This is a genomic window from Frigoribacterium sp. PhB107 (assembly GCF_003751515.1).
Lineage (GTDB): Bacteria > Actinomycetota > Actinomycetes > Actinomycetales > Microbacteriaceae > Frigoribacterium.
On sequence record NZ_RJKU01000001.1, the window covers coordinates 1,550,289 to 1,564,455 of the forward strand.

The window sequence follows — 14,167 nt, forward strand, 5'->3', positions numbered from 1 at the left end:
GGAAGGGCGAGCCGCCGGCCAGGAGGCGCGGGTCAGGTCCAGCTGAGCTGCTTGCCGCCCGCGCGCTCGGCGGCCAGGCGCTCGGGCGTGCCGCTCGTGAGGTACGCCGCCATCGGGTCGCGCGGCAGGCCGCGGCCCTCGCGCCAGTCGGCCAGCGCCGGGCGGACGTCGGTGTAGAAGGCGTCCATCAGCACGGCGTTCGCGCCGAGCACGTCGTGGGAGGCGCGGGCCGCGTCGAGCGCCGGACGGTCGACGAGCAGGGCGCGCGCCGTCATCTCCTGCACGTTCAGCACGCTGCGGATCTGGCCGGGGATCTTGTCCTCGACGTTGTGGCACTGGTCGAGCATGAACTGCACGGGCGAGCCGACCTCGAGGCCGCCGCCGTCGACGACCTCGAACAGGATGCGGAACAGCTGGAACGGGTCGGCCGCTCCGACGATCAGGTCGTCGTCGGCGTAGAAGCGCGAGTTGAAGTCGAACGAGCCGAGCTTGCCGAGCCGCAGCAGCTGCATGACGATGAACTCGATGTTGGTGCCGGGGGCGTGGTGGCCGGTGTCGAGGCAGGTCAGCGCGCGGTCGCCGAGGGCGCTCACCTGCGCGTAGCTGGTGCCCCAGTCGGGGACGTCGGTGTGGTAGAACGCCGGCTCGAAGAACTTGTACTCGAGCACGAGGCGCTGCTCGGCGCCGAGGCCGGCGTAGATCTCGGCGAGCGACTCGGCCAGGTGGTCCTGGCGCTGGCGGAGCGAGTCCTGCCCGGGGTAGTTGGTGCCGTCGGCGAGCCAGATCTTGAGGTCGCGCGAGCCGGTCTCGTGCATGATCTCGAGGCAGCGGAGGTGGTGGTCGACCGCCTTGCGCCGCACGGCCGCGTCGCTGTGGGCCAGGCTGCCGAACTTGTACGCGTCGTCCTGGAACGTGTTCGAGTTCACGGTGCCGAGGGCGACGCCGAGCCCCTCGGCGTACGAGCGGAGGGCGCCGAAGTCGTCGACCTCGTCCCACGGGATGTGCAGGGCCACGCTCGGCGCCAGGCCCGTGTGCTCGTGGACGCGCGCCGCGTCGGCGATCTTCTCCTCGGGCGTGCGGGGCGTGCCCGGCGTGCCGAAGACCTTGAAGCGGGTCCCCGAGTTGCCGAACGCCCAGCTGGGCAGCTCGATCGCCTGGCGCTCGAGCGTCGGCGCGATGTCGTCGAAGGTGGTCATGATGCCTCTCCCGTGGTCGTGGTGCCGGTCGTCGTCGATGACGCCGGGGTCGTGGGGGCTGCGGCAGCCGGGGTCGTGGGGGCCGCCGCCGTGGGGCCCGTGCGGTCGGGCTGGCGGCCGCCGCCCGGGAGGCCGAGCTGCGCCTCCAGGTTGAAGACCTGCGTGAGCAGCTCGAAGCCCTCGTCAGGAGGCGTGCCGTCGAGCGAGGTGAAGAACTCGGCCATCGAGGCCTGCCAGCGGGCGTTGACCTCGGTCCGGACCATCGCCGCCTGGGCGGCCTCGAGCGACACGGCCTCGACGTAGCCGACGAGCAGGCCGTCGGGAGCAGCGAAGAGGGAGTAGCCGTGCCAGCCGCTGTCGTGGAGCGCCTGCAGCATCTCGGGCCAGACCTCGGCGTGACGACCGGCGTACTCGTCCAGGCGGTCGGGCGCGACCTGCAGCCGGAACGCGTATCGCTCGTGGTCGTGGGCGGTCATCAGGTGGTCTCCGGTTCGTCGTTGAATCGTTTCAATAGATCGAGCGTAGCGTGCGTCCGGGCCCTCGGCAAGACGATCCGGCGACCGGCCGCTCGCCTGCTCACGACGTCGCGCGGCCCAGGCTGCGCTCGAAGCCGTCGGCGTCGTCGAACGGCGCCGCGACGTGGCGGTGCTCGATGCCGAGCAGCGACGCCGCGGCGGCGACGTCGCGCGCGACGTGGCCGACGCAGAGCCCCCAGTGGTGCCCGATGCCGCTGCGCGACCACTCGTCGACCCACTCGCCGGGGTCGCCGCCGAAGTCGACGCGCGAGGTCGTGTTGCCGATGGCGAGCAGCGGTCCCGGCACCACCGTGCCCTCGCTCGTGACGAACGACAACGCGCCGTCACGGTCCTGGCCGAGGCCGAAGGTCGTGACCGGGCCCGGCTGCACGTCGAACTCGACGCTGACGCCGTGCCCGCGCTTGCCGTGGAACACGCCGAGCCCCCGCAGCACGGGACGCGACGACGAGATCGCGAGGTGCGCCGGCCCGTCGTGGCCCATCTCGACCACGTCGTCGTCGAAGTTGATCGCCTGGATCTCGGTGAACGACCCGCCGACCCCGAGCGCCTGCGCCGCGAGCATCGCGACGGAGGTGCGCAGCTCGTACTCGCCCACGGCCGGCACGCCGCGGGCGTTCAGCAACGACGCCCCGAGGATGAGGCCCGCGCCGAGCCGCTCGTGCTGCTCACCCGCGAGGCCGCGGTGGTAGTAGGCGAGCGAGTCGAGGTCGAAGTCGTCGACGAGGCGGTCGAGGCCGACCGACACGCGCGCGGCCCAGTCGAGGTCGTCGTCGGCGACGGAGGGGTCGACGTCGAACACCTGGCGGGCGAGGGCGACCCTCTCCCCGACCGCGGCGTCGGAGACCTCGTCGACGCGCACGCGGAGGTCGTCGAGCTCGAGCACCTCGACGTGCGACCCGAAGTGGGTCGAGAGCAGCGTGAGGTCGGTCGAGACGTCGAGCATGCCCGGGTAGAGGTGGCCCATCAGCCCGTGGCGGGCCTCGCGCAGCCGTGCGCGGACGCCGGCGGCGTGCACCCAGCGCTCGATGCGCCTCCAGGCCCGCTCGCTGCGGAGGTGGCCCGTGACCGATCGGAACTCGATGCCCGCGCGGGCGAAGACGTTCGCGACCTCGGGCACCGGGCACTGTCCGCAGTAGGCGAGCCACAGGCCGGTGTCGAAGCGGTCGTGGTCCATCGACGGGGTGGGCTGCAGGTCGATGACGAGCACGGGCACGCCGGCCCGCTGCGCGATCGGCAGGACCATCGACGAGGTCAGGTACGTGGTGAGGAAGACGACGATCAGGTCGCAGTCGGCCGTGCGCAGCGTGTCGGCCGCGACCCGCGCCTCCTGCGCGTCCGAGATGAAGCCGGTGTCGATCGTCTCGGCGTCGAGGGCGCCGAAGCGCTCGACGACGTAGCGGGTGGACTCCTGCAGCTGGGGCAGCAGTCCGGGGAACTGGGGCCAGTAGGTGCCGAGCCCGCCGGCCACGAGGCCGACGCGGGTGCGACGACGGCGGAACGGGGGCAGCAGGTCGCCGACCGACGAGGAGGTGGTGCTCATGGAGATCGCTCCGGTGCAGGGGCCGAGGGAAGAGAGGGAGGAAGGGCGAGGTCGTGCCGGGAGGCGGCGGTGCCGGTCGTGCGCACCGCCGCGCCCCGCGACGGACGACGACTACGGGGAGTGCCTAGAAGTCGTAGTCGTCGATGTTGTCGGCGTCGAACTCGGTCGGCGGGCCGACGATGACGATGCCGTCGGCCCCGACTGTGCGCTCACCGAGGTCGCCGGCCGTGAAGGTGTCGCCCTCCTCGCCGGTGATCGTGCCGTCGACCAGCGCCTGGCCGGCGTAGGCCGCGACCTCGCCGAGCTGTGCCGGGTCCCAGAGGGCGAACGCGGTGACGGTCCCGTCCTTGACGAACTCGCGCATCTCGTTCGGCAGGCCGAGCCCGGTCAGCGCGACCTTGCCCTTGTACTCCGAGGTCGAGAGGTAGCGGGCCGTCGCGGCGATGCCGACCGTGGTCGGCGAGATGATGCCCTTGAGGTCCGGGTTGGCCTGCAGCAGGCCCTGCGCCTCCTGGAACGACTTGGCGTCGTCGTCGTCGCCGTAGACGGTCGAGACGATGGTGATGCCGGCGTAGTCCGGGTTCGTGTCGACCTCCTCCTGGATGTACTTGATCCACTCGTTCTGGTTCGTGGCGTTCGCGGTCGCGGAGAGGATCGCGATGTCGCCCTGGCCGCCGATCTGCTCGCTCATCTGGCGGATCTGGATCAGCGCGACGTCCTTGGCCTCGACCTGGCTGACGAACACGTCGCGGTAGTCGGGGTTGGTGTCCGAGTCGAAGGCGACGATCTTCGCTCCGCCGTCGCGCGCCTCCTTCAGGGCCGGCCCGACCGCGTCGGGGTCGTTCGCGGCGATGACGATGACGTTCGTGCCCTGCTGCGTGAGGGTGTTGAGGAACGTGACCTGTGAGGAGGCGCTCGCCTCGAGCGGGCCCACGACGCTGTAGTCGTAGCCGATCGCCTTCGACGCGGACTCGCCGCCGCCGAGCACGACGTCGGTGTAGGGGTTGTTCAGCTGCTTCGGCACGAAGGCGATCGACTCGGTGCCGCCCGAGCCGGAGCCCGAGCTGGCGTCGTCGCTGGCCGCCGTGAGGGCGCAGCCGGAGGCGACGAGGGTGACGGTCGCGAGGGCGGCGACAGCAGCGGCGGCACGCCGGAGGGTACGGCCTCGGGTGTAGGTGGGGAACTCCATCGTTCTGTCCTTTGCTGTGGGTGGGACGGTGCGGGTGTGGTGTGGTGGTGCGGGTGGGTTCGTGGGGTCGGGCGGTGCGGGCGCGGCTCAGGCGTGCTCGGCAGAGCGGGCCAGCACGGCCCTCGCCGCCCGTCTCGCTCGGGTCTTCTCGCGGACGACCGAGATCAGGCTCGGCGTCACCACGCTCCCGACGAGCAGCAGGCCGGTGACGACGTTGAGCACGACGTCGCTGATGCCGCCGAGCCGCAGCGCGTAGCTGATGCTCGAGATGATCAGCACGCCGGCGACGACGCCGGGGATGGAGCCACGGCCGCCGAAGATCGAGACGCCGCCGAGCAGCACCGCGGCGATCACGGCCAGCTCGATGCCGGTCGCGTTGTCGCTGCGGGCGCTCGAGTAGCGGAGGGTCCAGTAGATGCCGACCAGCGCCGAGACGACGCCGGTCGAGACGAACATCCAGAACTTGGCGCGGCCGACGTGGACGCCGACGAAGCTCGCGGCCTCCTTGCTGAAGCCGATCGCGGGCAGTGCCCGGCCGAACGAGCTGAAGTGCAGCAGCACCCCGAAGAAGAGGATCACGACGACGACTCCGATCATCACCGTCGGGATGCCCGTTCCGCCGATCTTCGACGTGAAGAACGAGGTGAGCCCGGGCGGGAAGTTCGCGACGGCGTTGTCGCCGATCACGACGAGGGCCAGCCCGCGGTAGAGCGCGAGGGTGCCGATGGTGACCGCGAGGCTCGGCAGCCCGATCGTCGTCACGAGCGCGCCGTTCAGGGCGCCGCAGACGACGCCGATCAGCACGCAGACGACGAAGATCTCGGGGATGCCCCAGCCGGCGGCCCACAGCACGCCCATCGTGGCGCTCGTCAGACCCGCGGTGCTGGCGACCGAGAGGTCGATCTCGCCGGTGATGACGACCAGGGCCATCGGCATGGCGATCATGAGGATCGGGATGGCGTCGAGCAGCAGGAACCCGGTGGTCTGCACGCTGGCGAACCGGGGCACCGTCAGGGCACAGACGAGCAGGGTCGCGAGCAGGGCCCAGACCATGATCGCCCCGCGGCCGCTGAGGAGGCGGCGGCGGCGCAGCGCCCGCTCGGCGCGCGCTCCGGGGTCGCGTGCGCCCGTCCAGGGGGACGACGTGGAGGCCTCGGGGGCGCGGGTGACGGTCTGGTCAGGCATTGGTGGCCTCGCTCGTGCGCAGTCGTCGGGCCTTGCGGATCGAGGCGATCCGCTCGACGAGGATGGCGGTCAGGATGAGGACGCCGACGATGGCCTGCTGCCAGAACTTGTCGACGCCGAGGGCGGTGAGGCTGCTCGTGATGGTGGTCAGCAGCACGGCGCCGATCGCCGCGCCGACGACGCTGCCCGAGCCGCCGAAGATCGCGATGCCGCCGACGACGGCCGCGGCGACGATGTCCAGCTCGAGCCCGGTGCCGGTCGTCGCACCGACCGAGTTGAAGCGGCTGGCGTAGAGCACGCCCGCCAGGCCGGTCAGCGTGCCGTTGAGGACGAAGGCCGTCACGACCCGCCTGCTCACCGCGATCCCGAACAGGCGTGCCGCCTCCTCGTCCGAGCCGATGGCGTACAGGTCGCGGCCGGGCCGCGTGCGTGCCAGGAACACGGCGACGAGCACGACGACGACCACGGCGATGATCGTGATGATCGGGACGCCGAGCACCGTGTCGACCGACAGGCGCCCGAAGGCGGCGGGGCGGTCGCCCGCGAAGTACTGCTGGCCACCGGCCCAGGCGTTGTTGAGCCCGCGGTAGATGTAGAGCATCCCGAGGGTGATGACGAGCGACGGCACCCTGGCCACGGTCACCAGGAACCCGTTCACGGCCCCGAGCACCGCCCCGATCGCGAGCCCGATCAGGAACACGAACACGATCGGGATGTCGGGCGCGGCGGCGAACACCGTGCCGGTCGCGAAGGCGACGAGCCCGAGGATCGACCCGACCGAGAGGTCGATGTTGTTCGTGATGATGACGGTGCCGAGGCCGACGGCCATGATCACCGTGATCGTCGCGTTCAGCATGAGGTCCTTCACGCCCTGGGCCGAGACGAAGAGCGGGTTGGCGATCGTCGTGACGATCACCAGCACGACGAGGGCGGACGCGACGGGCACCTCGCGCTGCCGGAGCAGCGAGGCGACCGGGTTCCGTCCCGACGTGGGGGCAGGCGCGAGGGCGTGGGAGGTGGTCATCGGGTGGCCTCTGCGGTCGCTGTCGGGGGCGTGGTCGGGTTGGTCGGGCTGGCTGCGGGTGCGGCCTGCGTGGCCTCGGTCAGGTCCGCCGCGTCCGACCCGGTCGCCGCGTGCATGACGCGCTCGGCCGTGGCGTCGGCGCGGTCGAGGGTCGCGGTGAGCCGCCCCTCGTGCATGACGAGCACGCGGTCGGCCATGCCGAGCACCTCCGGCAGCTCGGACGAGATCATCAGCACGGCGATGCCGCGGCCGGCGAGGTCGCTGATCAGCCGGTGCACCTCGCTCTTCGTGCCGACGTCGATGCCGCGGGTCGGCTCGTCCACGATCAGGAAGGTCGGGTCGGTCGCCAGCCACTTCGCCAGCACGACCTTCTGCTGGTTGCCGCCCGACAGGGTCGCGACGGCGAGCTCCTGGCTGCCGGTCTTGACCTGGAGTCGCTGCGACCAGTCGGCCGCCGCCTCCCGCTCGCGTCGGGCGCTGACCAGGCCGAAGCGGCTCAGCGTCCTGCGGAGGGTCAGCGTGGTGTTGCGGCTGACCGACATGTCCATCACGAGACCCTGCTTGCGCCTGTCCTCGGGCACGAAGCCGATGCCCGCGGTGATGGCGGCCATCGGGTCGCGGCGGGCGAGCGGCTTGCCGTTCACCGTGACGCTGCCGGCGTCGTAGCGGTCGATGCCGAAGAGCGCCCTGGCGACCTCGGTGCGGCCCGCGCCGACGAGGCCGGCCAGGCCGACGATCTCGCCGGCCCGCACCTCGAACGACACGTCGTGGAAGACGCCCTGCCGCGTCAGGCCCTCGACGGTGACGACGGGCTCGCCGATCCGCGCCTCCTGCTTGGGGAACAGCTGGTCGACGTCGCGGCCGACCATGGCGCGGACGATCTCGGCCGTCGTCACGTCGCCGGTCGCGTGCTCGGAGATGAAGGCGCCGTCACGCATCACCGTGATGCGGTCGCTGAGGCCGAAGACCTCGTCGAAGCGGTGCGAGATGAACATGATCGCGCTGCCGCGGTCACGGAGCGCCCGCGCGACGCCGAACAGACGCTCGACCTCGACGCCGCTGAGGGCTGCCGTCGGCTCGTCCATGATCAGGACCTTGGCGTCGAGGGAGATGGCCTTGGCGATCTCGATGATCTGCTGGTCGGCGATCGACAGGCCCTCGGCTACGCGGTCGGGGTCGATGGGCACGCCGAGCCGCGCGAACAGGGCGCGCGCGTCGGCACGCATCTTCGCGCGGTCGATGAAGCCGAGGCGCGAGGTGGGCTGTCGGCCGACGAAGATGTTCTCGGCGACGGTGAGGTCGGGGAACAGCGTGGGCTCCTGGTAGATGACGCTCACGCCGGCGGCCTTGCTCTCGGCCGGGGTGCGGAAGACGATCGGGTGCCCGTCGAAGAGGAACTCGCCGCTGTCGGGCTGGTGCACCCCGGCGAGGATCTTGACCATCGTCGACTTGCCGGCGCCGTTCTCGCCGACGAGGGCGTTGATCTCGCCGGCGCGCAGCTGCACGCTGCCGCTGGCCAGCGCGACCACGGCGCCGAACGTCTTGCGGGCCCCCCTCAGCTCGAGCACGGGGGCCGTCGGCGAGAGGCCGCCGGGCGTGGGGTCGATCGACATCGATCGTTCTCCTCATCGAGAAATGAATCGTTTCAAAAGGTCTTGGGGACGACAGTAGGGGCGGGCCGGGACGGCGTCAAGCACCAGTTGCGTCTCGGCCGCCCGCGGCTCGCGGCTCGCGGCCCGCCGGTCGTCGCCCCCGGCGAGGCCCGGCCTAGACTCGGCCCCGTCGTCAGGGAGCACGACCCAGGGCAGGAGGCGCGGGTGGAGTCGGTGAGCATCCGCGACGTCGCGACCACGGCGGGCGTCTCGGTCGGCACGGTCTCGAACGTGCTGAACCGGCCGGACAAGGTCAGCCCCGCCACGGTCGAGCGCGTGCACGCGGCGATCGACGAGCTGGGGTTCGTCCGCAACGACGCCGCACGACAGCTCCGAGCCGGGGCGAGCCGGGCCATCGGCCTCGTGATCCTCGACGGGGGCAACCCGTTCTTCTCCGACGTCGCACGCGGCGCGGAGACGGCCGCCGAGAAGGCGGGCCGCGTCGTCCTGCTCGGCAACAGCGACCAGCAGGTCGAGCGCGAGGCGCACTACCTCGACCTCTTCGAGGAGAACCGCGTGCTCGGCATCCTCATCTCCCCGGTCGGCGACGTGACCGCCCGGCTGGCGCGGCTGCGCCGACGCGGGACCCCCGCGGTGCTCGTCGACCGGCAGGCCGAGCTCACGGACTTCTCGTCGGTCTCCGTCGACGACGTGCGCGGCGGCCAGCTCGCTGCCGAGCACCTCCTGTCGGTCGGTCGCCGCCGTCTCGCGTTCGTCGGCGGGCCGCTCGACCTGCAGCAGGTGGCCGACCGCCTCCGGGGCGCGCAGGAGGCGGTGCGCGCCGCGAACGCGGAGGCGCCGGCCGAGACCGCCGCCTCCCGTCCTGCCGCGACGCTCGAGGTCGTGGAGGTTCCCGCGCTGACGGTGGAGCACGGTCGCGCCGCCGCCGCCGAGCTCATGTCGCGCCCGGCGGGCGAGCGACCCGACGCGGTCTTCGCCGCGAACGACCTCGTGGCGATGGGCGTGCTGCAGTCGCTCGTGATGCTCGGCGACCTGCGCGTGCCCGACGACGTGGCCCTGATCGGCTACGACGACATCGACTTCGCCCGGGCGGCCGTGGTGCCGCTCAGCTCGATCCGTCAGCCCAGCGCCCTGATCGGGCAGACCGCGATGGACATCCTCCAGGACGAGATCGACGACCCCGCCCGCTCGCCGCGCCGAGTGGTCTTCGCGCCCGAGCTCGTGGTGCGCGCGAGCACCGTGCCCGACGCCTGACCGACCGGCGCTCCCGCCTGATCAGCCCGCACCGACGCTCGCTCTCCTCAAATGCCGACCGGCAGCCTCGAAGGGGCGCTGCAACACTCGGGAATCCCGTCATCACGGGCCACGCGGTCGGCACTTGCGGCACGGTGCGCCTACGGCGGCGCGGATGCTGATCAGCCCGCGGCGGCACCGACGCCCGCGGTCGCGGCCGCTGAGCAGGTGAACTCGTGGCGACCGTGTGACACCTCGACGGTCGTGCCGTCGGGCAGGGAGACCTCGCCCGTCGTGCCGACGGGCAGCACGACCGTGAGCGCGAACACCTCGCCCTCGACCCGCCACGCTGACGACACCTCGCCGTAGGGCGACAAGTGTCGACCCGACGCGTGCGTCAGCCCGCCGCCGGGGCGCGGGGCGAAGCGGATCCTGCGCCAGCCAGGTGCCGCGGGCGCCAGCCCCGCGACGGTGGCGTGCATCCAGTCCGCCACGGCGCCGAGCGCGTAGTGGTTGAAGCTCGTCATCTCGCCGGGGTTGACCGTGCCGTCCGGGAGCATGCTGTCCCAGCGCTCCCAGATGGTCGTCCCGCCCATGTCGACGGTGTACAGCCACGACGGGCACGAACGCTCGAGGACCAGGTCGTAGGCCCGGTCGACGTGTCCCGTCCGGGTGAGGGCGGGGGCGACGACGGGGGTCCCGGCGAAGCCGGTCGCGATGCGGTTGCCGGCCTCGGCGACGAGCTCGGCGAGCCGGTCGCCCGCGGCCTGCGCGTTCTCTCCCTCGACCAACCCGAACTCGAGGGCGAGCCCGTAGGCGGTCTGAGCGTCGCTCGTCGTGTGCCCGCGGCCGTCGGTCCAGCGCCCCACGAAGGCCTCGCGCACCTCCTCGGCGATCGAGTCGTAGCGCGCGGCCTCGGCGCCCTTGCCGAGGACGGCGGCGGTGGCCGCCAGGTGGCGGGTCGACCAGTACAGGTACGCCGACGCGACGAGGTACCGGTCGGTGAGCGCGTCGGCCGGGTCGTCCGGCGGCGCGGCCGGGTCGAGCCAGTCGCCGAGCTGGAAGCCCTCGTCCCAGATCCGGTCGTCCCCGGCCCGGGCGAGGATCAGGTCGACCCAGGCCTTGGCCGAGTCCCACTGGCGGGCCAGCACGCCCGCGTCGCCGAAGCGCTCCCAGAGCGTCCAGGGCGTGAGCACCGCGGCGTCGCCCCAGACCGCGCCCGGCTCGATCGGCTCCCACGACGGGCCGCCGGGGATCCGCGGCACGAACCACGGCACCGTGCCGTCCAGCAGCTGGTCGACGGCGAGGTCCTGCAGCCACGAGCCGAGCATGCCCGAGCAGTCGTACAGGTAGGAGGCGGTGGGCGCGAACACCTGGATGTCGCCCGTCCAGCCCAGGCGCTCGTCGCGCTGCGGGCAGTCGGTCGGGATGTCGACGAAGTTGCCGCGGGTGCTCCACAGCACGTTCTCGTGCAGGCGCTCGAGGCCGGGGTCCGAGCACGCGAACCAGCCCGTGCGCTCCATGTCGGTGTGCAGGACCCGAGCGACGACCGCCGCGGGGTCGAACTCCCCCGGCCACCCCTCGACCTCGGCGTAGCGGAAGCCGTGGATGGTGAAGCGGGGCTCCCAGGTGACGGGCCCGCGGCCGCTGAGCGTCACGACGTCCTCCGCTGCAGCCAGGCGGAGGGTGCGCCGGTAGAGCAGCCCGTCCTGCAGCACCTCGGCGTGGCGCAACGTCACCTCGTGCCCGGCCTCGCCGTCGACCGTGACACGGAGGCGACCGACCAGGTTCTGTCCGAAGTCGAGCACGACGGTGCCGCCCGGTGTGGTCCAGTGCGCCACCGGGGCGATCTCGTCGGTGCAGCGCACGGGTGGCTGCTCGGGTGCGACGAGGGTCCTCGGGTCGCGCTCCCCCGTGGCCACGGAACTCCATCCGTCCCGGTCGGCACCGGCACTCGACCAGCCGTCGCCGTCGAGCCGCAGGTCGTGGCGCTCCCCGTCGTAGAGCCCGCTGAACGAGATCGGGCTGGGCGCCGCCTCCCACGTCTCGTCGGTGGCCACGACGACGCGCGTCCCGTCGACGAGCTCGACCTCGAGCTGGGCCAGGAACGACAGATCCGTCCCGTAGAGGTCGTGGTAGCCGCCGTTGAAGCCGAGGCGCCCGCGGTACCAGCCGTCGCCGAGCCAGGCGCCGACCACGTTCTCGCCGGCCGAGAGGAGGTGGGTGACGTCGTAGGTGCGGTAGCGCAGGCGGGCGTCGTACGAGGTCCAGCCCGGGGAGAGCTCCTCGTCGCCGACACGGACGCCGTTGAGCTCGGCCTCGAAGACGCCGTGTGCGGTCGCGTAGAGGCGAGCGGAGGCGACGGCTGCGTCGAGGCGGAAGGCGCGCCGGACACGGGAGGGGCGTCGGTCCGTGCCGGGCTCCTCGGGCCAGGACCCGCCGACCGGGCGCGCGAGCCAGTCCGACGGTGCGAGGAGGCCCGCCTCGACGGGGATCGGGGCGCTCCACGTCGACGTCTCGCCGTCGGCGCCCGTGACGCGGACGCGGACCTCGACCCGCTGCCGCGAGGCGAGGTCGGCGAACGGCCAGGGCACGAGGACCTGCTCGGCGGTGCCGACGACCGCCGTCGCCACCTGCCGCCCGTCCGCCTCGAGGGCGATCTCGACGGACTCCTGCCGCCAGCCGGACGGGCCGTCGAGCTGCCAGCTCAGGCGGGGACGAGGGGTGCCGAGGCCCAGGGCGTCACGGCCGTGCTCGACCCGCAGGTCGGTGATGGTCGCGCTCATGGTCACCCCTTGACCGCACCGGCGGTCAGGCCCTTCTGCACTTGCTTGTTGAGGAACAGGTAGATCACGAGGATCGCCACGACGTTCAGGCAGATCGCGGCGAAGAGCGGCCCGTACTGCACCGAGCCGAACTGGCCGGTGAAGTTCAGCAGGCCCACCTGCAACGTGCGGAGCGACCCGGAGTTCGTGAAGGTCAGGGCGATGAGGAGGTCGTTCCAGAGCATGAAGAACTGGACCAGCCCGACGGTGAAGAGCGCGTTGCGGACCATGGGCAGGCCGACGAGGAAGAACGACCTGACGATCCCGGCCCCGTCGAGCATCGCCGCCTCGAAGATCTCGCGCGGGACGGCCCGGAAGAAGGTGGCCATCAGGAACACCGCGAGAGGCAGGCTCGTCGCCGTGTACGTGATGAGCAGCGGCCAGAGGGTGCCGGTCAGCCCGAGGCGGAAGTACGCGGCGAAGAGCGGCAGCAGGATCATCTGCGTCGGGACCATGATGCCGGCCAGGAACGTGATCAGGATCGCGCCGCGGCCCTTCCAGACCAGGACCTCGAGGGCGAAGCCCGCCATGGAGCCGAAGAGCAGCACGAGGAGGAGCGACGGGAACACGGTCAGGACGGAGTTCGACGCGTACTGCGCGAAGTTGCCCTCTGTCCACGCGAAGACGTAGTTGTCGAAGTTCCACTGCGCGGGCAGCGCCCAGACGGGCTGCTCGAGGAACTCCGTCTGCGTCTTGAAGGAGCCGAGGAGCATCCAGACGAGCGGCCCCACGACGATCACGAGGAGGAGCGCGACGAGCGCGCCGCTGACGACCTGCCCGAGGCGCCGTCGGGGAGCCGTGCGGCGCCTCGCGGTCGGACGGCGGAGGGGCGCAGACGTCGCGGGGACGGCGGTGTCGACGGAGGTCATCGGTCAGTCCTTCGTGAGGTCGCGGCGGTTGGCGCGGAAGATGAAGACGGTCACGAGCAGCGACACGACCGTGAGCAGGAACGCGACGGTGCTGCCGTAGCCGTACTGCCCGAAGCGGAACGACGTGTCGAACATGTAGATCGTGAGGGGGCTGGTGGACGTGCCCGGCCCGCCGTTGGTGAGCGCGAGGATGCTGTCGAAGACCTTGAGCGTCCCGTTGACGGAGAAGATCAACGACGAGACCAGCACGGGCAGCGAGAGCGGCAGGACGATGCGTCGGACGAGCCCGAAGCCGGAGGCACCGTCGATGCGGGCCGACTCGAACACCTCCTCGGGGATGTCGAGCAGACCGGCGTAGAGAAGCACCCCGTAGAAGCCCATGGACCGCCAGACGTCCATCACGATGATCACGAGGAACGCCGTGCCGCCGTCGCCGAACCAGTCGACCGACGACAGCCCGACGGCCTCCAGCGCCGTGTTGACGAGTCCGTTCTGCGGGGCGATCGCGAACATCTGCTGGAACAGCAGCGCGACCGCGACCGTCGGCAGGACGACGGGGAAGAACACCAGGGTGCGGACGGCGCTCGACCACTTCCGCAGCACGAAGACGTACATCAGCGACAGGAGGTATCCGAAGCCGACCTGCAGGATCGTCATGAGCACGGCGTAGCGGACCGTGAGCAGCAGCGCGTCGCGCACCCGGGTGTCGGTGAGGAGGCGCTGGTAGTTCTCGAGTCCCGAGAAGGTGAAGCCCGTGATCGCGTTGCCGCTGGCCAGGGTGTAGCCGAACGAGACGACGATGGGGACGAGCATCACGACGGAGTAGATGAGCAGGGCGGGCCCGATGAGGATGAGGGTCGCGCGCCGGTCGCCGAGCAGGGGGTTCATGGGGTGCCTTCGGTCCGAGCAGACGGTCGTGGAGGGTCGGCGGGGGCAGGGACGCGCGATCGGCGCGCC

The 14,167-nt window shown here is 71.7% G+C and carries 11 protein-coding genes; 1 reads left to right on the top strand and 10 read right to left on the bottom strand.

Features of this window, described 5'->3' with window-relative positions:
• Positions 1-32: 32 nt before the first annotated feature.
• The 7 genes from rhaI to EDF18_RS07175 all read right to left on the bottom strand — a co-directional run bounded on the left by rhaI (position 33) and on the right by EDF18_RS07175 (position 8,283).
• Positions 33-1,196: an L-rhamnose isomerase gene (gene rhaI / locus EDF18_RS07145; RefSeq protein ID WP_123547003.1), complete on the bottom strand. Its 1,164-nt coding sequence runs from the start codon at positions 1,194-1,196 to the stop codon at positions 33-35.
• Entirely contained in the window at positions 1,193-1,672 is a 480-nt protein-coding gene (locus EDF18_RS07150) for an L-rhamnose mutarotase (RefSeq protein WP_123547004.1), read from the bottom strand. The genes rhaI and EDF18_RS07150 overlap by 4 nt, the downstream gene beginning before the upstream one ends.
• A 100-nt stretch (positions 1,673-1,772) precedes the next feature.
• A complete protein-coding gene (locus EDF18_RS07155; protein ID WP_123547005.1) occupies positions 1,773-3,272 on the bottom strand; it encodes an L-fucose/L-arabinose isomerase family protein in 1,500 nt (499 codons plus the stop codon).
• Positions 3,273-3,396: 124 nt separating this feature from the next.
• A complete protein-coding gene (rhaS, locus tag EDF18_RS07160) occupies positions 3,397-4,461 on the bottom strand; it encodes a rhamnose ABC transporter substrate-binding protein (protein WP_123547006.1) in 1,065 nt (354 codons plus the stop codon).
• Positions 4,462-4,548: 87 nt separating this feature from the next.
• Positions 4,549-5,646, bottom strand: coding sequence for an ABC transporter permease (locus EDF18_RS07165; protein ID WP_123547007.1), 1,098 nt, complete (start codon positions 5,644-5,646; stop codon positions 4,549-4,551).
• The gene (locus EDF18_RS07170) at positions 5,639-6,670 is read right to left on the bottom strand and encodes an ABC transporter permease (RefSeq protein ID WP_123547008.1); all 1,032 of its coding nucleotides are present in this window, start codon (positions 6,668-6,670) and stop codon (positions 5,639-5,641) included. The genes EDF18_RS07165 and EDF18_RS07170 overlap by 8 nt, the downstream gene beginning before the upstream one ends.
• Entirely contained in the window at positions 6,667-8,283 is a 1,617-nt protein-coding gene (locus EDF18_RS07175) for a sugar ABC transporter ATP-binding protein (protein WP_123547009.1), read from the bottom strand. The genes EDF18_RS07170 and EDF18_RS07175 overlap by 4 nt, the downstream gene beginning before the upstream one ends.
• 204 nt (positions 8,284-8,487) lie before the next feature.
• Between EDF18_RS07175 and EDF18_RS07180 the strand changes: the two genes are divergently transcribed.
• Positions 8,488-9,537: a LacI family DNA-binding transcriptional regulator gene (locus EDF18_RS07180; protein WP_199732349.1), complete on the top strand. Its 1,050-nt coding sequence runs from the start codon at positions 8,488-8,490 to the stop codon at positions 9,535-9,537.
• A gap of 161 nt (positions 9,538-9,698) precedes the next feature.
• Here EDF18_RS07180 and EDF18_RS07185 read toward each other — a convergent pair whose 3' ends face one another.
• Genes EDF18_RS07185 through EDF18_RS07195 form a run of 3 tightly spaced genes read right to left on the bottom strand, consistent with a single transcriptional unit; the run spans position 9,699 to position 14,098 of the window.
• The gene (locus EDF18_RS07185; RefSeq protein WP_123547010.1) at positions 9,699-12,302 is read right to left on the bottom strand and encodes a glycoside hydrolase family 78 protein; all 2,604 of its coding nucleotides are present in this window, start codon (positions 12,300-12,302) and stop codon (positions 9,699-9,701) included.
• A gap of 2 nt (positions 12,303-12,304) precedes the next feature.
• Positions 12,305-13,210, bottom strand: coding sequence for a carbohydrate ABC transporter permease (locus tag EDF18_RS07190; protein ID WP_123547011.1), 906 nt, complete (start codon positions 13,208-13,210; stop codon positions 12,305-12,307).
• Positions 13,211-13,213: 3 nt separating this feature from the next.
• On the bottom strand, positions 13,214-14,098 hold the full coding sequence (locus EDF18_RS07195) for a carbohydrate ABC transporter permease (RefSeq protein ID WP_123547012.1): 885 nt from the start codon (positions 14,096-14,098) through the stop codon (positions 13,214-13,216).
• Positions 14,099-14,167: the final 69 nt, after the last annotated feature.

Coding starts and splice junctions, on each gene's coding strand:
- EDF18_RS07190 (WP_123547011.1), bottom strand. CDS start 13,210: ATGACCTCCGTCGACACCGCCGTCCCCGCGACGTCTGCGCCCCTCCGC.
- EDF18_RS07150 (WP_123547004.1), bottom strand. CDS start 1,672: ATGACCGCCCACGACCACGAGCGATACGCGTTCCGGCTGCAGGTCGCG.
- EDF18_RS07155 (WP_123547005.1), bottom strand. CDS start 3,272: ATGAGCACCACCTCCTCGTCGGTCGGCGACCTGCTGCCCCCGTTCCGC.
- EDF18_RS07170 (WP_123547008.1), bottom strand. CDS start 6,670: ATGACCACCTCCCACGCCCTCGCGCCTGCCCCCACGTCGGGACGGAAC.
- rhaS (WP_123547006.1), bottom strand. CDS start 4,461: ATGGAGTTCCCCACCTACACCCGAGGCCGTACCCTCCGGCGTGCCGCC.
- EDF18_RS07185 (WP_123547010.1), bottom strand. CDS start 12,302: ATGAGCGCGACCATCACCGACCTGCGGGTCGAGCACGGCCGTGACGCC.
- EDF18_RS07195 (WP_123547012.1), bottom strand. CDS start 14,098: ATGAACCCCCTGCTCGGCGACCGGCGCGCGACCCTCATCCTCATCGGG.
- EDF18_RS07165 (WP_123547007.1), bottom strand. CDS start 5,646: ATGCCTGACCAGACCGTCACCCGCGCCCCCGAGGCCTCCACGTCGTCC.
- EDF18_RS07175 (WP_123547009.1), bottom strand. CDS start 8,283: ATGTCGATCGACCCCACGCCCGGCGGCCTCTCGCCGACGGCCCCCGTG.
- rhaI (WP_123547003.1), bottom strand. CDS start 1,196: ATGACCACCTTCGACGACATCGCGCCGACGCTCGAGCGCCAGGCGATC.